The organism is Pantoea sp. GM_Pan_3, from assembly GCF_026541045.1.
GTDB lineage: Bacteria > Pseudomonadota > Gammaproteobacteria > Enterobacterales > Enterobacteriaceae > Pantoea > Pantoea anthophila.
Genome location: NZ_JALNVA010000008.1, coordinates 122,758 through 148,365, shown reverse-complemented (window position 1 = coordinate 148,365; position 25,608 = coordinate 122,758). Strand labels below are relative to the sequence as shown.

23 protein-coding genes are annotated in these 25,608 nt (G+C 58.2%); 8 read left to right on the top strand and 15 right to left on the bottom strand.

Annotated elements, in window-relative coordinates; genetic code table 11:
* Positions 1–10 precede the first annotated feature (10 nt).
* Positions 11–199: a YpfN family protein gene (locus tag OXR04_RS19675; RefSeq protein ID WP_009088805.1), complete on the top strand. Its 189-nt coding sequence runs from the start codon at positions 11–13 to the stop codon at positions 197–199.
* Positions 200–229: 30 nt separating this feature from the next.
* On the opposite strand, the gene ypfH is transcribed toward OXR04_RS19675, so the two are convergent.
* The 6 genes from ypfH to dapA form a co-directional block, all read right to left on the bottom strand.
* Positions 230–910, bottom strand: coding sequence for an esterase (gene ypfH, locus OXR04_RS19670; RefSeq protein ID WP_009088803.1), 681 nt, complete (start codon positions 908–910; stop codon positions 230–232).
* 73 nt (positions 911–983) lie between these two features.
* On the bottom strand, positions 984–2,966 hold the full coding sequence (locus OXR04_RS19665; RefSeq protein WP_267372664.1) for a GNAT family N-acetyltransferase: 1,983 nt from the start codon (positions 2,964–2,966) through the stop codon (positions 984–986).
* On the bottom strand, positions 2,966–3,829 hold the full coding sequence (locus OXR04_RS19660) for a neutral zinc metallopeptidase (RefSeq protein ID WP_009088799.1): 864 nt from the start codon (positions 3,827–3,829) through the stop codon (positions 2,966–2,968). Before OXR04_RS19660 ends, OXR04_RS19665 begins: the two co-directional genes overlap by 1 nt.
* 130 nt (positions 3,830–3,959) lie before the next feature.
* On the bottom strand, positions 3,960–4,673 hold the full coding sequence (purC, locus tag OXR04_RS19655; RefSeq protein ID WP_267372628.1) for a phosphoribosylaminoimidazolesuccinocarboxamide synthase: 714 nt from the start codon (positions 4,671–4,673) through the stop codon (positions 3,960–3,962).
* A gap of 145 nt (positions 4,674–4,818) precedes the next feature.
* Positions 4,819–5,850 (bottom strand): outer membrane protein assembly factor BamC, encoded by a 1,032-nt coding sequence (gene bamC / locus OXR04_RS19650; RefSeq protein ID WP_009088796.1) that lies wholly within the window; start codon positions 5,848–5,850, stop codon positions 4,819–4,821.
* Positions 5,851–5,864: 14 nt separating this feature from the next.
* Complete coding sequence (gene dapA / locus OXR04_RS19645; RefSeq protein ID WP_009088794.1) at positions 5,865–6,743, bottom strand: 4-hydroxy-tetrahydrodipicolinate synthase; 879 nt, start codon at positions 6,741–6,743, stop codon at positions 5,865–5,867.
* A 143-nt stretch (positions 6,744–6,886) separates the two neighbouring features.
* On the opposite strand from dapA, the gene OXR04_RS19640 reads away from it, so the two are divergent.
* Both OXR04_RS19640 and bcp read left to right on the top strand, forming a co-directional pair.
* Positions 6,887–7,468, top strand: coding sequence for a glycine cleavage system transcriptional repressor (locus OXR04_RS19640; protein WP_267372627.1), 582 nt, complete (start codon positions 6,887–6,889; stop codon positions 7,466–7,468).
* Positions 7,469–7,624: 156 nt separating this feature from the next.
* On the top strand, positions 7,625–8,092 hold the full coding sequence (gene bcp, locus OXR04_RS19635) for a thioredoxin-dependent thiol peroxidase (protein WP_009088790.1): 468 nt from the start codon (positions 7,625–7,627) through the stop codon (positions 8,090–8,092).
* Between the two features lie 74 nt (positions 8,093–8,166).
* Here the strand turns inward: bcp and OXR04_RS19630 are convergent, their stop codons facing one another.
* The 3 genes from OXR04_RS19630 to OXR04_RS19620 all read right to left on the bottom strand — a co-directional run bounded on the left by OXR04_RS19630 (position 8,167) and on the right by OXR04_RS19620 (position 11,359).
* Complete coding sequence (locus OXR04_RS19630) at positions 8,167–9,732, bottom strand: sensor domain-containing diguanylate cyclase (RefSeq protein ID WP_009088788.1); 1,566 nt, start codon at positions 9,730–9,732, stop codon at positions 8,167–8,169.
* 381 nt (positions 9,733–10,113) lie between these two features.
* Positions 10,114–10,722: a DsrE family protein gene (locus tag OXR04_RS19625; protein WP_009088786.1), complete on the bottom strand. Its 609-nt coding sequence runs from the start codon at positions 10,720–10,722 to the stop codon at positions 10,114–10,116.
* A gap of 31 nt (positions 10,723–10,753) precedes the next feature.
* Positions 10,754–11,359 (bottom strand): DsrE family protein, encoded by a 606-nt coding sequence (locus OXR04_RS19620; RefSeq protein WP_046102356.1) that lies wholly within the window; start codon positions 11,357–11,359, stop codon positions 10,754–10,756.
* A gap of 756 nt (positions 11,360–12,115) precedes the next feature.
* On the opposite strand from OXR04_RS19620, the gene OXR04_RS19615 reads away from it, so the two are divergent.
* Positions 12,116–13,579, top strand: a complete 1,464-nt coding sequence (locus OXR04_RS19615; protein ID WP_267372626.1) for a M48 family metallopeptidase — start codon at positions 12,116–12,118, stop codon at positions 13,577–13,579.
* A gap of 29 nt (positions 13,580–13,608) precedes the next feature.
* Positions 13,609–13,950, top strand: coding sequence for an arsenate reductase (glutaredoxin) (gene arsC, locus OXR04_RS19610; protein WP_009088779.1), 342 nt, complete (start codon positions 13,609–13,611; stop codon positions 13,948–13,950).
* Here arsC and hda read toward each other — a convergent pair.
* From hda to upp, 3 genes are all read right to left on the bottom strand, one after another.
* The gene (gene hda, locus OXR04_RS19605) at positions 13,947–14,648 is read right to left on the bottom strand and encodes a DnaA inactivator Hda (RefSeq protein ID WP_219854829.1); all 702 of its coding nucleotides are present in this window, start codon (positions 14,646–14,648) and stop codon (positions 13,947–13,949) included. The two genes, arsC and hda, sit on opposite strands and share 4 nt — an antisense overlap.
* Before the next feature lie 107 nt (positions 14,649–14,755).
* The gene (gene uraA / locus OXR04_RS19600) at positions 14,756–16,039 is read right to left on the bottom strand and encodes a uracil permease (RefSeq protein WP_046102358.1); all 1,284 of its coding nucleotides are present in this window, start codon (positions 16,037–16,039) and stop codon (positions 14,756–14,758) included.
* Positions 16,040–16,183: 144 nt separating this feature from the next.
* Complete coding sequence (gene upp / locus OXR04_RS19595) at positions 16,184–16,810, bottom strand: uracil phosphoribosyltransferase (RefSeq protein WP_009088774.1); 627 nt, start codon at positions 16,808–16,810, stop codon at positions 16,184–16,186.
* Positions 16,811–17,039: 229 nt separating this feature from the next.
* Between upp and purM the strand changes: the two genes are divergently transcribed.
* Both purM and purN read left to right on the top strand, forming a co-directional pair.
* Positions 17,040–18,080, top strand: coding sequence for a phosphoribosylformylglycinamidine cyclo-ligase (purM, locus tag OXR04_RS19590; RefSeq protein ID WP_009088773.1), 1,041 nt, complete (start codon positions 17,040–17,042; stop codon positions 18,078–18,080).
* Positions 18,077–18,715: a phosphoribosylglycinamide formyltransferase gene (purN, locus tag OXR04_RS19585; protein WP_058957413.1), complete on the top strand. Its 639-nt coding sequence runs from the start codon at positions 18,077–18,079 to the stop codon at positions 18,713–18,715. Before purM ends, purN begins: the two co-directional genes overlap by 4 nt.
* A gap of 181 nt (positions 18,716–18,896) precedes the next feature.
* Here purN and pstB read toward each other — a convergent pair whose 3' ends face one another.
* The 3 genes from pstB to OXR04_RS19570 are packed head-to-tail and all read right to left on the bottom strand — an operon-like array spanning position 18,897 to position 23,395.
* On the bottom strand, positions 18,897–19,670 hold the full coding sequence (pstB, locus tag OXR04_RS19580) for a phosphate ABC transporter ATP-binding protein PstB (RefSeq protein WP_181161965.1): 774 nt from the start codon (positions 19,668–19,670) through the stop codon (positions 18,897–18,899).
* A 6-nt stretch (positions 19,671–19,676) separates the two neighbouring features.
* A complete protein-coding gene (pstA, locus tag OXR04_RS19575) occupies positions 19,677–21,311 on the bottom strand; it encodes a phosphate ABC transporter permease PstA (protein WP_267372625.1) in 1,635 nt (544 codons plus the stop codon).
* Positions 21,308–23,395: an ABC transporter permease subunit gene (locus OXR04_RS19570; RefSeq protein WP_265138633.1), complete on the bottom strand. Its 2,088-nt coding sequence runs from the start codon at positions 23,393–23,395 to the stop codon at positions 21,308–21,310. Before OXR04_RS19570 ends, pstA begins: the two co-directional genes overlap by 4 nt.
* 150 nt (positions 23,396–23,545) lie before the next feature.
* On the opposite strand from OXR04_RS19570, the gene ppk1 reads away from it, so the two are divergent.
* A complete protein-coding gene (gene ppk1 / locus OXR04_RS19565) occupies positions 23,546–25,606 on the top strand; it encodes a polyphosphate kinase 1 (protein WP_046102362.1) in 2,061 nt (686 codons plus the stop codon).
* Positions 25,607–25,608 lie beyond the last annotated feature (2 nt).

The window sequence follows — 25,608 nt, the reverse complement described above, 5'->3', positions numbered from 1 at the left end:
GGAGCAGCAAATGGAATTTATCAAAGATTACTGGTGGATCCTGGTGATCCTGCTGATGGTTGGCGTGCTGATGAATGTCTATAAAGATCTGAAACGGATCGACCATAAAAAATTCATGGATAACAAACCTGACCTGCCGCCCCACCGTGACTTTAACGATAAGTGGGATGACGAAGACGACTGGCCGAAGAAGAAGTAACGAAAATGCCCCTGCTCTGCAGGGGCATTTTTACATCATCGCAATGACATCATCGTCACCGGGTTTTGCCCCGCTTAATGCTTCATCGAAGTAGCGTTTTGGCACCGTGTAGCGCAGATGATTCAGCGCCAGCGTCATGCTGCGGTCATCAATAGCGTGCGCCAGATCGTCGACGATATCGAGCGTGACGTCGCCCCCGCTGGCGGTGAGTCGCTGCTCCGCCTGCTGCGCATGAAACACCGGAATCTGCTCATCATAATCACCGTGGATCAGGTGAACCGTGGTACGGGTGCTGGCTTTCTCCGGCAGGGTAATAAACCGGCCGTTGAACACTACCGCGCGGCCGGCCAGATCGGAATGGGCTTTTACCCCTTCCAGCACCATACTGCCGCCCTGGGAAAAACCGATTAACGCCGTCGCTTCCGGGCGCACACCGCTTTTTTTCTGCCAGTGACGCACAGATTCCACAAACTGTGGCATCGCCGCGTTAACCCGCTGCTGTAGCGTCATATCGTGCAGTTCAGCCTCGCTGAACCACTGACGGCCCGCAGCCGGCGAGCCAACAGAAACCACCAGCGCCTCAGGAAATGTCCGGGCAAACCAGCTGCCAATCTCACCCATAGAATCCGGGTTATCGCCTACGCCATGGTAGAGCAGAAACAGCTGAGCCGTGGTGGCAGGCTGTTGAACGATTACATATTTCAGTGTCATAGTGACCTCCGTTATTCACTCTACGCCAGCTGGCAAAGAATGATATGAGGATTATTTGAACCCGCTGGTCGAATTATTTCAACGACGGGTGCAGCGCATCCTGCCGAATGCCCAGACTTTCCAGGGCGGCTGCCGCCTGCTGACGCAGTACCGAAATCAGCGCCTTGCGTCCGCTTATGCCCGCCTGGTGTGCCAGCCCGCTTAACGCATCCGGTGTGCTTACCGCTGCAGCCAGCAGTGAGTCTGGGGCCGCACTGGCCGCCACCAGACGCTGCAACACCGGCAGGCTCGCTTCCAGTGGGCGCTGCGCCCAGGCAAAACCCGCGGCCAGCGGGATGTCCTGCGCACGCCATCCATCATCACACCTCGCCTCAAACTGCAGATCCAGCGCGATGTGCTGGCGCAGAAGCGGCCAGTCACGCGCCAGCTGGTCTGCCGCGCGACGCTGCAATGCCTCGCCGGCTGCAGAACAGGGCAGGATGGCCATCGCCGCATAACAGCCGCTGCTGGCCTCACGCTGACTGCCAATCCGTACCAGCGTAAAACCGCAGGCGCGCCAGAATGACCAGAGAGATTCAGTGTAGCCGAAGCTGACCGAGAGGTAGTCGCGATCGGCGGCGGCGCGGGCGGCGGCGGCCACGAGCTGCTGCCCCATTCCCCGACGGCGGCTCTCCGCCGCCACGGCAATCCGGCTGATGCGCAGCGAGCGCAGGGTCGCCGCCTCAGCCAGACCCGCGTGTGCGGCCAGTGACTGCGCCACCAGATTGCCGCGCGGTCGCCGGGTACCTGCCCAGACCGCCTGCGCCAGGGCGGGCTCCAGCCCGCCCTCCTCCACCAGCCAGAGCGCCCCCTGCAGACCCGGCGGCTCCCCTGCCCGCCACAGCTGCATACCCGGAGCATCCAGCAGGCGGCGCAGATCGAGCGGCGAGGTGCGGTAATGCGCGCTGGTCAGCAGACGATAGGCGGCCTCCAGCATGGGGAAATCGTGACGCGGGACCGGGTGTGGCGTCACGGCAGAAGCGGGCGTGATGGCAGCAGCATCCTCAAACAGCAGCGCCGCATTCAGCCACTGCTCCAGCGGATCGTGACGCGACCAGCGCAGCGGCTCATCCAGCGTGAAGTAGCGTGCCTGCGGCAGCCCGGCACAGAATTTAAGGATAAACCCGCGCCCGCTCCCCTCGTAGCCCTGCACGGTGGTAGTCAGCAGGACGCGGGGATAGCGGCTGACCAGCGCCTGCAGCAGCGGAGCCGGGATGGCCGCCGCTTCATCCACGATCAGCCACGACGCCGCTGGTAGGGGATCAGACGCCAGCAGAGCATCCGGGGCCATAAAATGGAAAGCCTCAGCAGCAAAGGCCGCCAGCACTTCCGTGGAGGCTCTGGCTGGGGCGGTCACCAGACACTGCCCGTTCTGCCGGGCCAGCATGCCCGCCAGCGCCGATTTGCCCCGTCCGCGGGCGGCCGTCAGGACCGCGACGCCGGAAGGCATCGTCGCCAGTTGATCGAGTATCGCCTGCTGCTGTTGCGGTGCCTGACAGTGCCAGTGCGGCCAGTCCGGTGGGGGCGGAAAACGGTCAGGCTGATGCTGACGCGCCAGCAGCACCTGCTTATCGCCGATGATCAGCTGTTGCAGATGGCGAACAAAACCGGGCGTCGCGATCGGTTCCGCAACATCTGCCCAGCGCAGGCTATCGGCGTCAGGCTGCTGCGACCACTGCCCCCAGGGCGGCACCAGCAGTAACAGCCAGCTACCGGCGCTGAGCGTCCCCGCCAGCGCAGCGAAAGCCTCGGCATGAAAGCCCTGTCGGGCGTCAAAAATGGCGTGATGAAACTCACGGCCAAGCAGCGTTCGCAGCGCTCCCGGCGGTTTATGCGGTTCGGGAGCGTCAGAGGGACCTGTAAACAGCGGTTCAGGGCCCACCTGGAGCCAGTCGCCCGGGAGCATTTCACGCCACTCTGCGGCCCGCATCACACACCAGGCCGGGTCGCCGCTGATCACCGCCAGACGACGGACACCGGCCTGCTGCATTAGCTGCGTCTGCTGTGGCAGAGACATCAGTTGCTGGCGAAGGTGTTGCACTGTCCCGGATCGCCACCATCAAATCCGCGCTTGAACCAGGTGTAGCGCTGCTCAGAGGTACCGTGGGTAAAGCTGTCCGGCACCACGCGCCCCTGACCTTTCTGCTGCAGGCGATCATCACCAATCGCCTCGGCAGCATTCAGCGCCTCCTGTAGATCGCCCGCTTCCAGGATGTTTTCCTTCTGCATGTAGTGTCCCCAGACACCGGCAAAACAGTCCGCCTGCAGTTCCATTTTGACGGAGAGCTGATTGACCTGTGTCTGGCTGGCGCCCTGCTGCATTTCACGCACTTTTGGCTCAATGCCCAGCAGCTTCTGCACGTGGTGACCCACTTCATGAGCGACCACATACCCCTGAGCAAAGTCTCCGCCCGCGCCCAGTTTCGTCTTCATCTCGTCGTAGAAGGAGAGGTCAATGTAGACGGTCTGGTCAGCAGGACAGTAAAACGGTCCCATCACGGACTGGCCGGTGCCACAGCCGGTCCGGGTTGCGCCGCGATACATCACCAGCTTCGGGGCCACATACTGCTTGTTCATCTGCTGGAACAGTTTGCCCCAGGTATCCTCAGTGGTGGCCAGAATCACCTTCGTGAATTTCGCCGCCTCATCATCATTGGCGCTGACGCTGCGCTGCTGCTGGCTGGTCGGTGCCACGTCGCCGCCGGTCAGCAGTCCGGTGAGGTCGTAACCGTAATAGCCTGCTACCGCCACCACAATCAGCAGCACGATGCCACCTTTGCCACGTGGCAGACGAATCTGGCGTCCGCCGCCGCCAAAACCGGATGACTGATCGCGACGGTCCTCTACATTGTCGCTCTCGCGACGCCCTTGCCAGCGCATGCTCTACTCCCTTTGATAATCTTCAGATGGCATGATTTTAGTTGTGCGACGAAGCAATCACCAGCTTTACGCCAAAATGAAAAAAGGAGAGCCGGGGCTCTCCTTTTTATGTTCTGCACGGTCGTCAGACTCAGTCGAGTTTAACGCCCAGTCGCTGTGCCACCGCCTCATAGGCTTCCACCACACCCCCCAGGCTCTGGCGGAAACGGTCTTTGTCCATTTTATCCAGCGTCTCTTTGTCCCACAGGCGCGCACCGTCCGGGGAAAACTCATCGCCCAGCGTCACTTCACCGTTGAACAGACCAAACTCCAGTTTGAAGTCGACCAGAATCAGACCCGCCTCGTCGAACAGCCTGCTCAGCACCTCGTTAGCTTTAAAGGTCAGCTCCTGCATCCGCGCCAGGTTCTGTTTGCTGACCCAGCCAAAGGTTTCGCAGTAGGATTCGTTGACCATCGGGTCATGCTTTGCATCATCTTTCAGGAAAAGATCAAACAGCGGCGGATTAAGCACCATGCCCTCTTCCACGCCCAGACGTTTTACCAGCGATCCTGCGGCGCGGTTACGCACCACACACTCTACCGGTACCATCTCCAGCTTCTTGACCAGCGCCTCATTATCGGACAGCAGCGCTTCCATCTGGGTCGGGATACCCGCTTCCTGCAATTTGGTCATGATGAAGTGGTTAAACTTATTGTTAACCATTCCCTTACGATCAAACTGCTCGATTCGGGCGCCATCACCTGCTGACGTATCGTTGCGGAATTCGAGTATCAGCAGATCCGGGTTATCGGTGCTGTATACGGTTTTCGCTTTACCGCGATACAACTCAGCTCGCTTTTGCATCTTGTTCACTCCAGACTTGAAATAACGGGTGTTCAGCGGCCAGCGCCGCTGCGGCGATTGCCTTGACGCAATCGTTTACTTCGCCGCGCGCTATTATGCCAAAAACAAAATAAAAAGGCCGGAGAATCTCCGGCCTGAGGCAACTTTATTTGTTCAGCGCCGCCTGGAACACGGCCACCAGCGCATCGTTCTGCGACTGGGTCAGCACATGCCCTTTCGGGTCGATGAATTGCAGACTGGTGCGGTTGTCGAGATCGCCGACCTGCACTTTGTAATCGCCGTTCGGCAATTCCGGATCTTTCGCGCCCACGGAATCCCAGTCGCTGCTGCTCAGTGATTTGTAGGTCACCTTCATGCTGCCGGTGGAGCGGGTGGTGTCAGTCACCTCCATGCCAACGCGTTTCATTGCGTCAGGCAGACGCTGCCAGGCCACGTTGTAAGGCGTTCGCAGGATCAGCATAGGCAGACCGGTATCATCGGCACCGCTCTGCACATCGATCGCGCCGTTCACCCGGCCGGATGCCGCGTTTTCACTGGCGGTATCGATCTTGTCCATGCCGGTGCTGATGTCATTCAGCATCTGCGCGGTGTAACGCTGGATCTGGGCAGGTGAAGTGATGGTTTTCCCATCCTGCTGCAGCTCCAGCAGACGCACGGTCAGCAGCTGCTGATAGCTCTGCGACTGCACGCTGATCTGATAGCGACCGCGGTACTGCTGATCTTCATCCGCACGGTTCCACTGAACCCAGTCGGTCGTCAGCTGCTGACCGGCATCATTGCGGGAGGCGATCGGGAATTTGTAGGACTGTACCACATTGACGACCTGCGACCAGACCGAGCCACGGCTGTTATCAATGATCAGCGCGCCGGTGTTGTTACTGAACTGCGCGCGGGTGCCGTTCATCAGTGCCAGCGGCTGTGCTGGCGGACGGATGTCCAGCTGCTTGCCGGTAGGGCCCTGACTGGCGGTGCGGGGCACATCATAGTCGCCACGCTGCACCGGCAGGATCATCCCGGCAGGCGCTTTCAGCTCATGCAGTTCACTGGCCTGAAGATAGGATTCGTCGCCGCTGACCTGGCGCTTATAACGCTGATCGGTTGAACAGGCCGACAACAGCATCAGGGTAGAAAGCCCCACCACTGTGGCAATTGTTGACCGCTTTACTGAGTAATTCATTCAAACTCCCTAAATTATCGCAAACCCGCTTTCACCAGCGCCTGTTCCACTTTCGGCTGGCTGGCTGCTGTCAGTGGCGTCATTGGCAGACGCAGCGTGTCGTTAGCGATTAATCCCAGCTGCTTCGCTGCCCATTTCACCGGGATAGGATTGGGTTCACAGAAAAGCGTCTGGTGCAGGTGCATCAGACGCTGATTCAGGCGGCGTGCCTCGACGAAATTGCCCTGCTGTGCGAGCTGGCAGACTTCCGCCATTTCGCGCGCAGCCACGTTCGCGGTCACCGAGATGACGCCTTTGCCGCCCAGTTGCATAAAGTCCAGTGCCGTCGCGTCATCGCCACTCACCAGAATGAAATCTTCATTAACCAGCTCTTGGATCTGACTAACCCGCGATAAGTTCCCGGTTGCCTCTTTGATTCCGATAATATTTTTGATTTCGGCCAGGCGGGCAACGGTTTCCGGCAGCATGTCACAACCGGTACGTGAGGGAACGTTATAGAGCATCTGTGGCAGGCTGGTGCTGTCAGCAATCGCTTTAAAGTGCTGGAACAGCCCTTCCTGCGTCGGGCGGTTATAGTAAGGGGTGACGGTCAGGCAACCCACCACGCCGGAATGTTCAAAACGCTTCGTCAGGGAGATGCCTTCAGCGGTGGCATTAGCCCCGGTTCCGGCAATCACCGGAATACGGCCATCGGCCAGTTCCAGGGTCAGCATCACCACATCGCCATGCTCTTCATGACTCAGGGTGGCAGACTCGCCTGTGGTGCCGACGGAAACGATCGCCGCGGTGCCGCTGGCGACGTGATAATCAATCAGTTTTTTCAGACTCGACCGGCAGACATTACCGCTGTCATCCATTGGCGTAACGAGTGCAACAATACTTCCCGTAAACATTGGCGATCCCCTCGACAAACAAGTGCTTCATGGTACGTTTTACGCTTAGGGAAAAGCAAGCAAGCCACGCCATTCCCGCGCTTGTCAGCAGTTTTTTTTATGTTTACCTTATGGTTATTAGCGAAAGCAGAGGAAAAGCCATTTTGTCGCAATCTCAGCCCCATCATCTGGTGATCACCGCCCTCGGTGTTGACCGCCCGGGTATCGTCAATACCATTACCCGACACGTCAGCAGCTGTGGTTGCAATATTGAAGACAGCCGTCTTGCCATGCTCGGGGATGAGTTCACGTTTATCATGCTGCTGTCCGGCAGCTGGAATGCGATCACGCTGATTGAATCGACGCTGCCGCTGAAAGGGGCAGAGCTGGAGCTGCTGATCGTCATGAAGCGTACCAACGCGCGGTTACGCCCGCCGATGCCTGATACCGCCTTTATCCAGGTTGAGGTCGCCGATTCACCGCACATCATCGAGCGCTTTACCGATCTCATTGATAAGCATCAGATGAACGTGGCCGAACTGGTGTCGCGCATCACCCCCGCGCAACAGGGTTTGCCGCCGACACTCTATATTCAGATGACGGCACACAGTCCGACACGCACCAGCGGCGCCACCTTTGAGCAGGCGTTCAATTCGCTGTGTCAGGAGCTGAATGCCCAGGGCACGCTGCGCCTCTATAGTGTGTCAGATGCCGACAGCAGCGAATCTGTCAGCGCGGTGCGCTAAACTTTGCAAATAAACCGGAGTTATTTCTCCACATTACTGCCACTGAAACGTGACCGGCTATGTGGTGAAATACCCCCTGATGGTAACGTTCCCTCTGGTTGTTTTTCGCTGGATGGTGTATTACCCACAGCCTGAATAAAAAAATGGAGAGATGTGATGAATCCACTGAAAGCCGGTGACACCGCACCCGCATTTAGCCTGCCCGATCAGGACGGCGAACAAGTGAATCTGACCGACTTCCAGGGACAGCGCGTTCTGGTCTACTTCTACCCGAAAGCGATGACGCCAGGTTGCACCGTGCAGGCGTGCGGTCTGCGTGACAACATGGATGAGTTGAAAAAAGCGGGTGTGGAAGTGCTGGGTATCAGCACCGACAAACCGGAAAAACTGTCACGTTTTGCGGAAAAAGAGCTGTTGAACTTTACCCTGCTCTCAGATGAAAACCATGAAGTCTGCCAGGCGTTTGGCGTCTGGGGTGAAAAAACGTTTATGGGTAAAACCTATGACGGCATTCATCGCATCAGCTTCCTGGTGGATGCAGAGGGCAAGGTTGAGAAAGTGTTTGATAACTTCAAGACCTCGAATCACCACGACATGGTGCTGGATTACGTTAAGTCCGCCTGATCTTAAGGGCGCGGTAGCCTGGGTGCCGCGCCCTTCTTCTTTCTCTTTTCCCGCCCTCCCCGCTTTCCGAACCGTTAAGATCGGACAACGATAACGCAGTTGCGCCCGGCATTCTTTGCCTCATAAAGCGCGGCATCCGCCTGTTTCAGGCTCACTTCCAGCCCGGCATCCTGCGTTCCTTTCCAGGCCGCGACGCCGATAGAGAGGGTAATCCGCCCCACATCCCTGAGCCAGGCTTCTGCAATGCCCTGCCGTACCCGCTCTGCGATGACCTGCGCTTCATCCAGCGACGTTCCTGGCAGCAGCATCAGAAACTCCTCTCCGCCGTTGCGGCACACCACATCCGAGTGACGGGCGCTGGCACGCAGCGTGCTGGCCACCTGCTGAATCACCCGATCACCGACGTCATGGCCCCAGCTGTCGTTAACGTTTTTGAAATGGTCGATATCCAGCGCCAGTACCGCGAAAGGCTGGCGCAGCGTGCGGTAATACTCCAGGACCGCGTTCAGCCCGCGGCGATTCAGCAGCTGGGTGAGCGGATCGGTCTGCGCTTCTGAGCTGAGACGGCCAATTTTATCCTGCACCAGGCCGATACCGGTGAGCAGCGCGCGCTTCACCTGTGCGGCCTCAAAATACCAGGCGCTGATACCGCCAATCTCCTTAGAGACGCCCTGCGCATCCATCCGGCTGGCTTTGCGCGCCAGCTGAAACAGCGGGCGGGCGATCAGTCGCGCCAGCACCACAGCCACCAGCAGGGTCAGCAGCGCAAACGGCACCGAGTTTTTCAGCACTTTCATTAACAGCCCGGAGAGCGGATCGAGCGTGGCATTGATGGGCTTTAGGGCCACCACCGTCCAGCCGGTGGTCGGAACGACGGCATAGCCTGCCAGCTGCGTGGATTCTCCCGCACCGGTCATCATCAGCGAGCCGTTAGTCTCCTCACCGTTGGGACTGACGATGGCAGGCAGGGTTTTGCCCACCAGCTGACGATTCTGGTGATACAGCACCTCATTATTACTGTCGAGCACATAGACCGTGGTGCCATCGCGGTAGAACTGTTCACCCAGCAGCGCATTCAGAATACTTTTCTTTTTCAGATAGATGGTGCCGCCGACGTAGCCCAGATAGTCGCCCTGTTCGCTCCAGATTGGCCACGAGACAAACACCAACAGATTGTTGGCCGGTGACAGCGTCGGTTTGCTGATTGCCGGCTGCCGCAGCGTCAGCGCTTCGCGCGAGGCATCACTGGTGAGATGCATGCCTTTCAGGGTCAGGGACTCAGGCGAGATCGCTTTGACCACGCCCTGCCCATCCACCACCACCACCGAGTTAAAACTCGTTGTCTGCTCACGCAGGCGGTTGACCTCACTGCTCAGCAACGCATCATTATTGAAGTCACGGCTGAGCTGATTGGCGCTGAAGTGCAGCTGTGACTGCGCCAGCTGGAAGAAGATTTCGCTGGTAGAGGCGAGCTTGGCGGCATAGGCGCGGTTAGCTTCAAGCGTGGAATCGATCAGCACCTGACGCTGCACCCGCCAGGTGGCGTAAAGTGTGTTGGCGAGCGTAATGACAATACTGACAATGACCAGCAGGGCGATCAGATTGCGCAAATCGGCTTTAGGCCGAAACAGCTTTAGCATGGCGTTGCCGCCCCGAAGAAGGAAGTCATGTCATGAATGCCTGATTATTTTTTTAATGAAAGCCAGCTGATAATCCGGGCTTAAGTCTACACCCTGCTGGCCTTTTTGAGCAGCATTAAGACAAATTTCAGCCGACTAAATACAAATTATCCTGGCACTGATTTAATGATCAGGGCTTCTCTGCTGACAGGGAAAAAGCACGATAGATAGTGGTCCCGAACCCCGGTAAACATGACGTTTTATCGTGGGAGGCGCGGCAATTAAGGCCAGCCTGAAGCGACAGGGTGCATCCGGTGAGAAGAAAGGAGTAAGGCCGGTCCGCCTTACAGGAAAAGCAAAGCACAGCAGATGACAGCGGCGATGACGCCGCTGTCAGGAGGATCAGAGCATCAGGAAGGCGTAACCGCTGTTTTCCAGGGTGGCGACTGTTGTGCCGCTGGAGATCGTGTGGGTAACCATCGGGTCGATCCAGTCACGCTCCAGCTGATGAAACGCCACTGACTGGTCACAGATAGTGACCTGCACACCTGCTTTTTTCAGTTCGCTGATTAATTTCAGGTTCGGGTTATCGACACCGTAGGCTTTGCTGAACTGCGCATTATTCAGGGCAGATGAAACCGCATCGCCATTAATGGATACCACAAATTTCAGCTGGTCGAGCGGCACACCCGCCGCATAATAGAGGTTGGTTACACGCGCGACGCGCTCCAGACCGAGATTCGGCTTACGAATATCCCCTTCACTGCGGTTGATCTGAAAGACGATTTTATTACTCAGGCCCGTCGTTGTGCCGGGTTTAAAGGCTGGCGTATCGACATAATGTATTTTGCCATACCCCTCAATTGCCGGTGTACTCCAGAAGTCGGCAGGCTCGGTTTTATTCTCCGCCAGTTTATCGCTGGCCTTACCAAATAAAGCGGGCAGCTGTAAAACATTGCCGCCAATAAATCCCGCGACGGCTGCCACCACCACTAAAGCTGCTGGACGCATCAGATATTCTCCCGATTAAATAAAACGTTAATTACATTGCCAGCCACGCATACCCCTGGTTTTGCAGCGTTGAGACCGTGGTTGGACTGGAAAGCGCATGCACAACGGATTTATCAATCCAGTTGTTGGGATAGTGGTGGAAGGCCACCGACTGATCGCACACGGAGACTTTGACGCCCGCCTGATTCAGCTCGTTAATCAGCTTCAGGTTGGGATTGTCGATGCCATAAAACTGTTTGAAATGGGTGTTATCCAGCATGGCGGGGGTCGCGTCACCGGTAACCGAAACCACAAACTTCAGCTGATCGGCCGGAACGCCAGAGGCGATATAAAGATTCACTACCCGCGCGACGCGCTCCAGTCCCAGATTGGGTGCGGTCATCGCGCCATCGCTGCGGGTGATCTGGAAAACGATTTTATTGCTCAGACCCGGCACCGGCTTAAAGGCGGCATCAGGCTCATAATGAATTTTGCCGTAGCCTTCAATCGCCGGTGTACTCCAGAATCCGGCGGGTTCCTGAGGCTCTGAGGCAAAATGGCGTGTGACTTTGTCATAAATAGTGCCACTCTGTGTAACAGCCGCACCCACTACGCCACCGATAATGGCGATTAACGCGTACGAAATAGCTGAACGCATAACACTTCTCTCCGGCAAATAATCTCTGGCCGATTCAGGACTGAATCAGGTCGGCTATCTATATCACAGCGCGGACGTGATTCTCTCCTGAAGGAAAGTCGGGCAGGCACGCTGCTGATGACAGCAGAAATGATTCACCGCCTGAATTAATCGAAAAATTTCATTAGCAACTAAAAACCGTCTTTTTATCACTGGCCCGCGATAAGGTCCGCCTGATTTATGGCGACAGGGGAAAGATTTAAAAAATAACAGCCAGCGTTAAATAGAAAAAAACAGATATGGCCGGAATAACGATTGAATTTATCAATGTAAAAAAAGGATTAAACCCATGCGTTTCGCTGTTTTTTTCAGATTTGGCCTGGAAAAAATCATGCCATATTCAGTTTTTTTGAGTGAATTTACATAACTTTAAAAATGAATACGGATTAACGTCAGAAGACCGACAGAAGATTCTGCTTTATTCATGCCGGACTCAATCAGCAGGGTAAATAAGCCGTTGTATAATTGCGCGCCGCCGCGGGCAATCCCCTGCCCCGGCTTATCCGTTTAACTACGGTTTAGGTTTCAAGAATGTTCAAATTTTTTCGTCATATTCGCTGATCTTGCACAAACCGCGCCGCCGGCTGGCCCCGAAAACAGCATTTCTTTCTTTTCGGGCACTGGTTAAGATAGGCGCAAACCGTCGTTATCTGCGGAAAAGGGAACCTACCCGCTGCGCACCTGTCTCTTTTCAGAGCCTCTCTACAGGATTAAGGCATGTTGAACCGGTTAAAAAAAACGCTGATCGCCGCGCTTCTGCCGACGCTCATTCTGTCCACGCTGTCACCGGCTTACGCTGATGTCAGTGATTCTCTTCCCGATATTGGCACCACGGCCGGTTCGACGCTGTCGATTAATCAGGAGCTGCAGATGGGCGACTTCTATGTCCGCCAGCTTCGCGCCAGCGCACCGCTGATCAACGATCCGCTTCTTAATCAGTACATCAATCAGCTCGGCCAGCGCCTGGTTGCGCACGCTGACTCGGTGAAAACGCCGTTCCACTTCTTTTTGATACAGAACGATGAGCTGAACGCCTTTGCCTTTTTTGGCGGCAATGTGGTGCTGCACTCCGCGCTGTTCCGCTTTACCGAGAATGAAAGCCAGCTGGCGTCGGTAATGGCGCATGAGATTTCTCACGTTACCCAGCGCCATCTGGCGCGCGCGATGGAAGATCAGAAGCGCAATGCGCCGTTGACCTGGGTCGGTGCGCTGGGCTCCATTCTGCTGGCGATGGCGAGTCCGCAGGCGGGCATGGCCGCACTGACCGGTACGCTGGCGGGCACCCAGCAGGGGATCATCAGCTTTACCCAGGGCAATGAGCAGGAGGCAGATCGCATCGGGATTCAGGTGCTGCAGCGCGCCGGATTCGATCCGCAGGCGATGCCGAACTTTTTGCAGAAGCTGGCCGATCAGAGCCGCTTCTCGTCAAAGCCACCGGAAATTCTGCTGACGCACCCCCTGCCCGACAGCCGTCTGGCGGATGCCCGAAACCGCGCCAACCAGATGCGGCCAGTAGTCGTGCAGTCGACGGAAGATTTTTATCTGGCGAAGGTCCGGGCGCTGGGCATGTACTCCACCGGGCGCAATCAGCTCACTGACGAACTGCTGAGCCAGTATGCCAGCGGCAATTCGCGTGAGCAGCTGGCCTCACAATATGGCAAAGCGATACAGTTTTTGCAGGCGAAGAGTTTTGCCGACGCGAAGCGGATTATGACCCCGCTGCTGGCGAAGCAGCCCGGTAATGTCTGGTTCCTCGACATCATGTCCGATATCGATATCGGTCTGAACCAGCCGCAGCAGGCGATTGCCCTGCTCACCGCGGCTACCGGGGCGAAAAACAGCCCGGTGGTGCAGCTCAACCTGGCGAATGCCTATGTAGAAGCGAAACAGTATGCCAGCGCCAGCCGCATTCTGAATCGCTACACCTGGGCAAACAAGGATGACCCCAACGGCTGGGATTTACTGGCGCAGGCTTCTGCTCAGCAGGGGCTGAATGATGAGGAGCTCTCGTCGCGGGCCGAGAGTCTGGCACTGAATGGTCAGCTCGATCAGGCGATTAGCGCACTGAGCAGTGCCAGCGCCCAGGTGCCGCTCGGCAGCCTGAAGCAGGCGCGCTACGATGCCCGTATCGATCAGCTGCGTCAGTTGCAGCAGCGTTTCAAACAATATCAGAAAGGCTGAGCATAACAGCCAGAAAGGGAGAGCCTGACATGGTGACGATTTACCACAACCCGCGCTGCAGCAAGAGTCGCGAAACTCTGGCCCTGCTGAACGCCCGCGGCCTGACACCGGAAGTGGTGCTCTATCTGCAGACGCCGCCTGACCGCGAGACACTGCAGAGTCTGCTGCAGAAACTGGGGATGCAGAGCGCACGCCAGCTGATGCGGACCAAAGAAGCGCTCTACAGCGAACTGGCGTTGAGTGATAAAGAGGAAAGTGCGCTGCTGGACGCGCTCGCCGCCCATCCGCAACTGCTTGAAAGGCCGATTGTGATCAAGGGCGATCGGGCGCGAATCGGACGTCCGCCGGAAGCGGTGCTCGACATTCTTTAAAGGCCGAGCGTCTCTTTAACAAAGGGAATGGTAAGTTTGCGCTGGGCGCTGATCGAGGCACGATCCAGCCGATCCAGCGTCTCAAACAGGGTGCGCATTTCACGATCCAGTCGCTTCAGCAGGAAACGTCCCACATCCTCCGGCAGCTCAAAGCCGCGTAACCCGGCGCGCAGTTGCAGCGCCTGCAGTTTATCTTCATCGGAGAGCGGCTGCAGGCGATAGATCTGCCCCCAGTCCAGGCGCGAGGCGAGATCGGGCAGCTGCAGATTCAGCTGGCGCGGTGGACGATCGCCGGTGATGAACAGCCGCGTGTTGCCGGTTTCCAGAATGCGGTTATAGAGATCGAAGATCGCCATCTCCCACTCCGGCTCGCCGGCAATGCACTCAATGTTATCGATGCAGACCAGTGACAGCTGCTCCATCCCCTCCAGCACTTCCGGTACAAACCAGGTGCGTTTGTCCAGCGGCACATACCCCACCGCTTCACTGCGTGCGGACATTTCGGCGCACGCGGCGTGCAGCAGATGACTCCGCCCGCCGCCTTCGCGTGACCAGAAGTAGAGATAGCTGCCATGTTGTTGGCTGAGAGCGCCTTTCAGCGCGGCAATCAGCGACGGGTTCTCCCCCGGCCAGAAGCTGGCGAAGGTTTCATCGTCAGGTAAATAGAGTGGCAATGACAATTGTGCCGGCGTGTTCAGAAGCACCTCAGCAAGAGAACAAGCAAAAAATCGGGGGAAGTCTACCACAGTTTTCAGAAAGAGATGAATGGGGCGTCCCTGCCCCGATCCTGTCCGTCACGATGCGATCAGGGCTCGCGGGATTCTTCGGCGTCCAGCACCACTTCTTCCGGACGCAGCAGCGAGATCACCCGGAAGATCAATGAGAGTCCGACGCCCACGATTGTCGCTAACGCCATGCCCTTCAGCTCTGCCGCGCCGATGTGCACCTTCGCGCCGCTGACGCCAATGATCAGGATCACCGAGGTCAGGATCAGGTTTTGCGCTTTGTTGTAATCGACTTTCGATTCGATCAGGACGCGGATACCCGATGCGCCGATCACGCCATACAGCAGCAGCGACACGCCGCCCATAACCGGCACCGGGATCGCCTGGATCACCGCCGCCAGTTTGCCGACGCAGGAGAGCAGGATCGCCAGAATCGCCGCACCGCCAATCACCCAGGTACTGTAGACACGGGTAATCGCCATGACGCCGATGTTTTCGCCGTAGGTGGTGTTCGGGGTGGAGCCAAAGAAGCCGGAGATCACCGTCGACAAGCCGTTGGCGAACATTGAGCGATGCAGGCCGGGGTCGCGGATGAGATCTTTCTTCACGATGTTAGCCGTGACCACCAGATGCCCGATATGTTCGGCAATCACCACCAGCGCGGCGGGGAGAATCGTCAGCATCGCCACCCACTCAAAGCGCGGCGTATAGAAGGTCGGCAGGGCAAACCAGGGGGCACTGACCACGCCGCGCCAGTCCACGATGCCCATAAACGCGGAGAGCAGATAACCCGCCACCACGCCGACCAGGATAGGGATGATCGCCAGGAAGCCGCGGAACAGCACCGAACCAAATACCGTGACGGCCAGGGTCACCAGCGAAATCAGCACCGTTTTACTGTCGGGTGCACTGCCTTCTGCCGGCAGCAGGCCCGCCATATTGGCTGCTACGCCCGCCAGCTCCAGACCGATTACGGCGACAATCGCGCCCATCGCCGCTGGCGGAAACATCACGTCCAGCCAGCCGGTTCCCGCGCGTTTAACAATCAGCGCCACGAGGCAAAAGAGCACCCCGCAGAGGATAAATCCCCCCAGCGCCACCTCATAGCCCAGCGGCAGCAACAGCAGTACCGGCGAGATAAAGGCGAAACTGGAACCGAGATAGGCGGGGATTTTGCCCTTACAGATAAAGAGGTAGATCAGCGTGCCGACGCCGTTGAACAGCAGAACCGTCGCCGGGTTGATGTGAAACAGAATCGGCACCAGCACCGTGGCACCAAACATGGCGAACAGGTGTTGCAGGCTGAGTGGAATGGTTTGCAGTAACGGCGGTCGTTCAGTGACGCCAATGGCGCGACGAGTCATCATTTATCCCCTTATGTTATCTTCCCCACGGGTGCGCGCTTCAGGCACAGCCTCAGGCACGCGGGTCAGCCCTGCGGCAAATCCGCCCCGGTCGGAGAGCTTTTTTTTGCAAAAAAAAGCCGACTCTCTGGTCGGCTATGCGATTTATTTGGTTCCGAAAATCTTGTCCCCGGCATCGCCGAGTCCGGGAATGATGTAACCCTTCTCATTCAGTCCCTGATCCACAGACGCCGTGTAGAGCTCAACGTCAGGGTGTGCCTTCTCCAGTGCAGCGATCCCTTCCGGGGCGGCAACCAGTACCAGCACTTTAATGCTGGTGCAGCCCGCTTTTTTCAGCAGGTCGATGGTGGCGATCATTGAGCCCCCGGTCGCCAGCATCGGGTCTACCACCAGCGCCAGGCGCTCTTCGATGTTAGAAACCAGCTTCTGGAAATAGGGAACCGGCTCCAGCGTCTCTTCATCACGGTAAACCCCAACCACGCTGATACGGGCGCTGGGAACGTGCTCCAGAACCCCTTCCATCATGCCAAGACCGGCACGCAGAATCGGCACCACCGTGATCTTTTTGCCTTTGATCTGATCGATTTCAACCGGGCCGTTCCAGCCCTCAATGGTGACGCGCTCCGTTTCCAGATCGGCGGTCGCTTCGTAGGTCAGCAGGCTGCCCACTTCAGACGCCAGCTCACGAAAGCGCTTTGTACTGATATCATGCTCACGCATCAGGCCCAGTTTATGTTTGACCAGCGGGTGTCTGACTTCCACGATCTTCATTGGTGTTCTCCCGGAATGAGTTGAGCTAAAAAAAAATCGCGGGATTATACCGCCTTTTCCGCTCTGCGCCACCTGTCCTTGCGCAAAGCCGCGAGTCTGGCCGGGATAAAACAAGGATTAATGAAAATTGTCCGATGCGCAATCCCGGACTCGCAAACGTTTGCCTGCACTGTTAGAATTGCCGCGCTTTATTTTAACCACCAACCGCAACTCGCGTGGGGACCTCGCAGTGACCGACAAAACCTCTCTCAGTTACAAAGACGCCGGTGTTGATATTGATGCTGGTAATGCCCTGGTTGACCGTATTAAAGGCGTAGTGAAAAAGACGCGTCGCCCGGAAGTGATGGGTGGACTGGGCGGTTTTGGTGCGCTTTGCGCGCTGCCGCAAAAATACCGTGAACCCGTGCTGGTCTCCGGCACCGATGGCGTTGGTACCAAGCTGCGTCTGGCGATGGATCTCAAACGTCACGACGCCATTGGTGTTGACCTGGTGGCGATGTGCGTTAACGACCTGGTGGTACAGGGTGCTGAGCCGCTCTTCTTCCTGGATTACTACGCGACCGGCAAACTGGACGTGGACACTGCCTCTGCGGTGATCACCGGCATCGCCGAAGGGTGTCTGCAATCAGGATGTGCGCTGGTCGGCGGTGAAACGGCCGAGATGCCAGGCATGTATCACGGCGAAGATTATGACGTGGCCGGTTTCTGCGTGGGCGTGGTGGAAAAATCAGAAATTATTGATGGCAGCAAGGTGCAGGATGGCGACGTGCTGATCGCCCTCGGCTCCAGCGGCCCGCACTCCAACGGCTATTCGCTGGTGCGCAAGATTCTGGAAGTCAGCAACACCGATCCGCTGACCGAACAGCTGGAAGGCAAACCGCTGGCTGATCATCTGCTGGAACCGACCCGCATCTACGTGAAAAATATCCTGAGCCTGATTGAACAGGTCGATGTGCATGCTATCGCACACCTGACCGGCGGCGGCTTCTGGGAAAATATTCCTCGCGTGCTGCCCGACAACACCCAGGCGGTGATTGATGAGAAGAGCTGGCAGTGGCCGGCCGTCTTCAGCTGGCTGCAGCAGGCCGGTAACGTCAGCCGTTTCGAGATGTACCGTACCTTTAACTGCGGCGTCGGGATGGTCATCGCCCTGAGCCCGGCCGACGCGGATAAAGCGATTGCGCTGATGGAAGCGGCCGGTGAGAAAGCCTGGAAGCTCGGCGTGATCAAAGCGTCAGAGGCGGAAGAGCGAGTGGTCATCAACGGATGAAAAAGCTGGTTGTACTGATCTCCGGCAACGGAAGTAATCTTCAGTCCATCCTTGACGCCTGCGCCAGCGGGCGCATTCACGGCAGCGTGGCTGCCGTGTTCAGCAACCGCGCCGCTGCCTTTGGCTTAACGCGGGCGCGTGAGGCGGGCATCCCGGCTCACGCGCTGGCCGCCAGCGATTTCACCGACCGTGACGCCTTTGACCGCCAGCTGATCGCTGAGATTGAAGCGTACTCGCCCGACCTTGTCGTCCTGGCGGGGTATATGCGTATTCTCAGCAGCGCATTCGTGGCCCATTTTCACGATCGCCTGCTGAATATTCACCCTTCCCTGCTGCCGAAATATCCGGGCCTGCATACGCATCGTCAGGCGCTGGAGAACGGTGATAGCGAGCATGGCACGTCGGTGCATTTCGTCACTGACGAGCTGGATGGCGGGCCGGTGATCCTGCAGGCAAAAGTGCCGATTTTTGCCGACGACACGGAGGCGGAGATCACGGAGCGGGTGCAGCATCAGGAGCACGCCATCTATCCGCTGGTCATCGACTGGTTTGTTGAGGGACGGCTGGCGATGCGTGACGGTAAGGCTTGGCTGGATGGCGAACCGCTGCCGCCGCAGGGCTATGCTAACGACTGATACACAGGAAGTCCCACAGACGGCTGTTAAACCTGAAGCGATGGGGGCCTGTGTCCGGAGTAAAGCATAGCGGGCCATGGAGGGCCCGCGCTCAGCCCGCCATGGAGGGCGTCTTTTGCGTCTTTACGCAGGACACAGGCCCCCTGAGCCGGTGACAGAGCGCCCCTTTCCCGTTGCGGACTCAGCCGTAACGCCCCGTAATATAATCTTCGGTCCGGCGCTGTTTCGGCGCGGTGAAGATACGGTCGGTCTCATCAAACTCCACCAGCACGCCCTGATGCATAAACGCGGTGTAATCTGACACGCGAGAGGCCTGCTGCATGTTGTGCGTCACCAGCACCAGCGTGAAATGCTGCTTCAGCGTGGTCATCAGCTCTTCAATCACCAGCGTCGAGATAGGGTCCAGCGCAGAAGTCGGCTCATCCAGCAGCAGAACCTCCGGTTCAATCGCAATAGCGCGGGCAATCACCAGCCGCTGCTGCTGTCCGGTCGAGAGCGTCAGCGCATTCTGAGACAGCTGATCTTTCACCTCGCCCCACAGCGCCGCCGCACGCAGCGCACGCTCACAGGCTTCGTTCAGCACCCGCCGGTCGCGTACCCCCTGCAGGCGCAGCCCGTAAACCACATTCTCATAGATCGACTTAGGAAACGGATTCGGCCGCTGAAACACCATCCCGACCCGACGCCGCAGCGCGGAGAGATCCTGCTCCGGTCGCAGTATCGGCAGCGAGCCCAGCAGCACCTCTCCCTCAACCCGGCAGTGATCGATCACATCATTCATGCGGTTAAAGCAGCGCAGCAGCGTCGATTTACCACAGCCTGAGGGACCAATCAGCGCGGTGATCCTGTTTTTCGGCACCTGCAGCGAAATATCCTGCAGCGCCTGGCGCTCGCCATACCACAGCGACAGATGGTTAACGGTAAGCGCCATATCCGTGTCGGACGTCATAGTCATAGCCTGTTATTGAGTCATAAGGCGATAGCGTTCACGCAGACGGTGACGCAGGGCCATCGCCAGCAGATTAAGCGACAGAATAATCAGCACCAGCAGCAGCGCGGTGGCAAACACCAGCGGCCGGTCAGCTTCAATATTCGGGCTCTGAAACGCCAGATCGTAAATCTGAAAGCCCAGATGCATAAACTTGCGATCCAGATGCAGATAAGGAAACACCGCGTCTACCGGCAGCTCCGGCACCATTTTTACCACCCCCACCAGCATCAGCGGTGCGGTTTCCCCGGCCGCCCGCGCCACCGCCAGGATCAGACCGGTCAGCATCGCGGGCACCGCCATAGGCAGCACCACATTCCACAGGGTTTCCGCCTGCGTTGCGCCCAGCGCCAGCGACCCCTGTCGCAGACTGTTGGGAATACGGGACAGCCCCTCTTCGGTCGCGACAATGACCACCGGCAGCGTCAATAACGCCAGCGTCAGTGAGGCCCACAGCAGCCCTGGCGTGCCAAACGTCGGATTGGGCAGCGCGCTGGCGAAGAAGAGCTGGTCGATCGTGCCGCCCACCAGCCAGACGAAAAATCCCAGGCCAAAGACGCCATAGACAATCGAGGGGACGCCCGCCAGATTGACTACCGCGATCCGCACCAGCCGGGTCAGCGCATGACGTCCGGCATATTCATGCAGCCAGATTGCCGCGATCACGCCCAGCGGCATCACCACCACCGACATCAGCAGCACCATCAGCACCGTGCCGAAAATGGCCGGAAACGCGCCCGATTCACTCTCGCCCTCCGCAGGGGAGTCGCTGACGAAGCGCCACAGCTGATGCAGGAAATGCAGCATTTTGCCGCCTGCCGTCATCGCATTGGGCTTCCAGCTGTCCACAATGTCGGTCAGCGGAATGGCATGTTCGGTGCCGTGTACATCCCGCAGGATCAGCAGATCGCGCTGACTCTGCTGCTGCAGAGAGGCCAGCGTCTCACTCAGCTGATTGAAACGGCGCTGCAGGGCGGCCTGATTGGCCTGAAATTCCGACTCGGTCTGCAGATCAAAGCGTCCGGCGGCCCGTCGTGCCTCCGCCTGCTCGTCTAACTGCTCCCGCTGGCTGTTGAGACGCGCCATATCGACCCGACGGATCTGGCTGGCCTGGCGTACCAGGGTCTGCACCTGCCCGAGCCGTTGATGCAGCAGCGCATCCGGGTCTCTGGCGGTTAACTCTTCATTGTCTTCACGCAGCCCGACAAACCAGCCATAGGCCTGACCGTGGCCGCGCCGCTGCAGCACCATGACATCGGCGGGCTGAGTGACCTGCGCCGCCTGACGGCTGTAAACCACGCGGAAATCGGGCGCATCCCACTCCCGGTTACCGGTCTTAATCAGATAGCGATGAACCTTCTCCCCCTGGTTGCCCTGCTCATCGGCCGGGGCGGGAAAGTGCCGCTGATGCTCCAGCGTTTCACCCAGCAGGCGCGTCTCGCCGCCCTCCGGCTGGCTGAAGCTGTAAAGGTCAACGCGCTGCGGCCAGAAGGCACGCACCCCCTGCCAGGCCAGTAAACCAATCAGCAGCGTAAAAGCGAGCAGGCAGACGGCTACCGCGCCGGCGGTTAACCACCGCCAGCGATCGTTCTGGCGCATCACCTTCATGCCTGCTCCTCCTGCTGACTGTATCGCTGGCGCAGCCGCTGACGGATCAGCTCTGCAATGGTGTTGATAACCAGCGTAAACAGCAGCAGCAGCAGAGCGCTGAGAAACAGCACCCGGTAGTGGGCACTGCCCGCCGCCGCTTCCGGCATCTCGATAGCGATATTGGCGGACAGCGCGCGCAGGCCGCTGAACAGGCCCCCTTCACTTTGCGGCGTGTTACCGGTCGCCATCAGCAGAATCATGGTTTCTCCCACGGCGCGCCCCAGACCGACCATTAGCGCGGCAAAAATACCGGCAGAGGCACCGGGCAGCACCACGCGGGTCAGCGTCTGCCACGGCGTCGCGCCCAGCGCCAGCGAGCCCTGTCCCAGCGCCGCGGGGACGCTGAAGAGCGCATCTTCCGAGAGGGTAAAGATCAGCGGCACCAGCGCAAAGCCCATCGCCAGCGCGGCCACCAGCAGATTTCGCTGTTCATAATGCGGCAGCCAGTCGCCGGCATCCGGCATAAATCGAGCGGGCAGCCACAGCGTCAGCAGCGTCACTGACAGCAGCAGCGGCAGCAGAATCAGCACTTCGCGACCGGGCTGACGCCAGCGCGGCGGTAAGCGGGCGCTGAATACCCCGCACAGCAGCAGCGCGCCCGCCAGGGTGAGCGGCAGCAGCAGCACCCCCAGCAGGGCCTGCCCGATGTGCGGTGCCAGCCAGAGTCCGGCAATCAGCCCGACCACCACACTCGGCAGCGCCCCCATCATCTCAATCGCCGGTTTCACCCAGCGTCGCAGGCCGGGGGCCATAAACCACGCGGTGTACATGGCGGCGGCCAGCGCCAGCGGCGTGGCAAACAGCAGCGCTAACCCGGCCGCTTTCAGCGTGCCCGTCACCATCGGCACCAGACTGAACTTTGCCTGATAGCCGTCGCCCGCGGCGGTCGACTGCCAGACCCAGTCCGGCGCGGGATAGTTCTCATACCAGATTTTCTGCCAGAAATTACGCCACGTGACGTCGGGCCACGGGTTATCGAGCCGCAGCATCTGCCAGTGTCCGGGCCGCTCAATCAGCAGGCTGTCGCCGCGGGGTGAAAACTGCGCCTGTACGATGCCGGGTGCCAGCTGACGCTCCAGTATCGGGCCGCTCTGCTTGCTGGCGAACAGCCGCAGCAGCCCCTGCCTGCTGAGTGTGGCGAACACGCGACGGTGCGGCTCCGTCACCAGAAGCGTCTCACCGTCGCTCTGCGCGAAGGTCTTTATGCGCTGCAGGCGCGGCCCCTGCTCGCCGGCCACAGCAAACCACTGTGTCACGCCGCTGCGATCCTGAATCAGCAGGCTTGCACCGCCCACCAGCAGGTGCAGGCTTTGCGGCGGCTGCGGCAGGGTGTGCGTTTCGCGTAATGACGCCTGTGCATCACCCAGCTGCCAGACGCGCAGCAGATTGCCTTCCGTGGTGTAGAGCAGATCGCCTGTCGGTGAAAGCGCCAGCAGATCAAGCTGATGCTGAGGCAGCGAGAGAATAGCAGCCTGACGATCGGTGCCGATCGTCAGCACCTGAAGTCCGGCCTGGGTGAGCGCCGCGATACGCCATTGATCGGCATGGCGGGTTGCCAGCGCCATCTTCGTCACCGCGCCAGCGGGTAGATGAAAGGGTTTGTCGCCCAGCGGAAAGCGCCACTGCTGGTCGGCTGTGGGCTGCAGCAGCGTCAGCGCTCCCTCAATATTGAGCAGCAGCGTCTGCCCGTCGGCACTCTGCTCAATCGCACCCGGTGGTGGCGTCAGCGCCAGTGCCGGTTCTGCAGGCTGCCCATCCAGCGGAATAAAGCGCGCCGCGCCGCGATCGCTGATACGCCAGCCGACCTTGCCCTGATTGCCCATCGCTAATGCAGGCGCACGATCCCAGAGTTGCTGGCTGGAGGCGATTTGCAGACCCGGCGCCGTAAACAGCGGCAGTACCACTCCAATCAGCCAGCAGAACAGCAGCAGCATCAGCAGCAGGATCGCCACGCCGCAGCAGGTAACCAGCCGCCGCGTCAGGCGGTCAATGGCACGACGCTTACGATCGCTGAATTGGACAGGAATGTGGTTTACGCTCATGCGGTTCCGGCAGCAGGCTGAAATAAGCCGCTATGTTGCCCGTAGCGGGTTGATAAGACAACTCCTGGCGTTGGACAACGCTGCCATACTCTCGCCATAATGTTCAGGGACACTGGATCTTCAGTCCTGCAACCGCTAAATGGAGTGAGAATGGGTCAGGTAAAGCTTTATATTGAAAAAGAATTGAGCTGGTTATCCTTTAATGAACGGGTTTTGCAGGAAGCGGCAGATAAAAGCAATCCACTGATTGAGCGGATGCGCTTTCTGGGTATCTACTCCAACAACCTCGATGAATTCTATAAAGTGCGTTTTGCCGACCTGAAACGCCGTATTCTGATTGGTGAAGAGCAGGGTTCCGCCAGTACGCCACGTCATCTGTTTAAAAAAATTCAGCAGCGGGTGATGAAGTCCGATCAGGAGTTCGATGCCCTCTATAACGAACTGCTGCTGGAGATGGCGCGCAACCAGATCTTCCTGATCAACGAACGTCAGCTGTCGCCCAATCAGCAGGCGTGGCTGCGTCACTACTTTAAGCATGAGCTGCGTCAGCACATCTCGCCGATTCTGATCACCCATGAAACCGACCTGACCGAATTTCTCAAAGATGACTACACCTACCTGGCGGTCGAGATTATCCGGGGTGACGACATCCGCTATGCGCTGCTGGAGATCCCGTCCGACAAGGTGCCGCGCTTTATCAATCTTCCGGCGGAGCCACCACGTCGCCGTAAGCCGATGATCCTGCTCGACAACATTTTACGTTACTGCCTGGATGATATTTTCAAAGGCTTTTACGACTACGACGCGCTCAACGCCTATTCCATGAAAATGACGCGTGACGCCGAGTACGATCTGGTGACGGAGATGGAGTCGAGCCTGCTGGAGCTGATGTCCTCCAGCCTGAAGCAGCGACTGACGGCAGAGCCGGTGCGTTTCGTCTATCAGCGTGATATGCCGGAGGCGATGGTTGAACTGCTGTGCCACAAGCTCTCTATCTCTAACTTCGATTCGATTCTGCCCGGCGGTCGCTATCACAACTTTAAAGATTTCATCGGCTTCCCGAACGTCGGCAAAAACAACCTGATAAATCGTCCGCTGCCGCAGATCCGCCACATCGGCTTCGACGGCTACCGCAACGGCTTTGATGCGATCCGCGACCGCGACGTGCTGCTCTATTATCCTTATCACACCTTTGAGCATGTGCTGGAGCTGCTGCGTCAGGCGTCGTTTGACCCGAGCGTGCTGGCGATCAAAATCAATATTTACCGCGTCGCCAAACACTCGCGCATCATGGATGCGATGATCCACGCCGCGTATAACGGTAAGAAGGTCACGGTGGTGGTTGAGCTGCAGGCGCGCTTCGATGAAGAAGCCAACATCTACTGGGCTAAACGCCTGACCGAAGCCGGTGTGCATGTGATTTTCTCCGCCCCTGGCCTGAAAATCCACGCCAAGCTGTTCCTGATTTCACGCCGTGAAGGGGAAGAGATTGTGCGCTATGCCCACATCGGCACCGGCAACTTTAACGAGAAGACCGCCCGGCTCTACACGGACTACTCCCTGCTGACCGCCGATGCGCGTATCACCAACGAAGTGCGTCGGGTGTTCAACTTTATTGAGAACCCCTACCGGCCCGTGACGTTTGATCACCTGATGGTGTCTCCGCAGAACTCACGCCGGATGCTGTATGAACTGATCGACACCGAAATCGCCAATGCCCAGCAGCAGAAGCCCTCCGGCATTACTCTGAAAATAAACAATCTGGTGGACAAAGGGCTGGTTGATCGGCTTTATACAGCCTCCAGCGTAGGGGTAAAAGTCAATCTGCTGGTGCGTGGCATGTGCTCACTGATCCCGGATCTGCCGGGGATCAGCGAGAACATTCGCGTCATCAGTATTGTTGACCGCTATCTGGAACACGATCGCGTCTATATTTTTGAGAATGGCGGCGATAAGAAGGTGTTCCTCTCCTCCGCTGACTGGATGACGCGTAATATTGATTACCGTATCGAGGTGGCGGTGGCGATTCTCGATCCACGCATCCGGCAACGCATACTCGACATTATTGCCATTCAGTTGAGTGATACGGTGAAAGCCCGCATCGTCGACAAAGAGCTGAGTAACCATTACGTCCAGCGAGGCAATCGCCGTAAAGTGCGCTCGCAGCTGGCCATCTATGATTACATCAAGAAACTGGAACAACCTGACTAAAT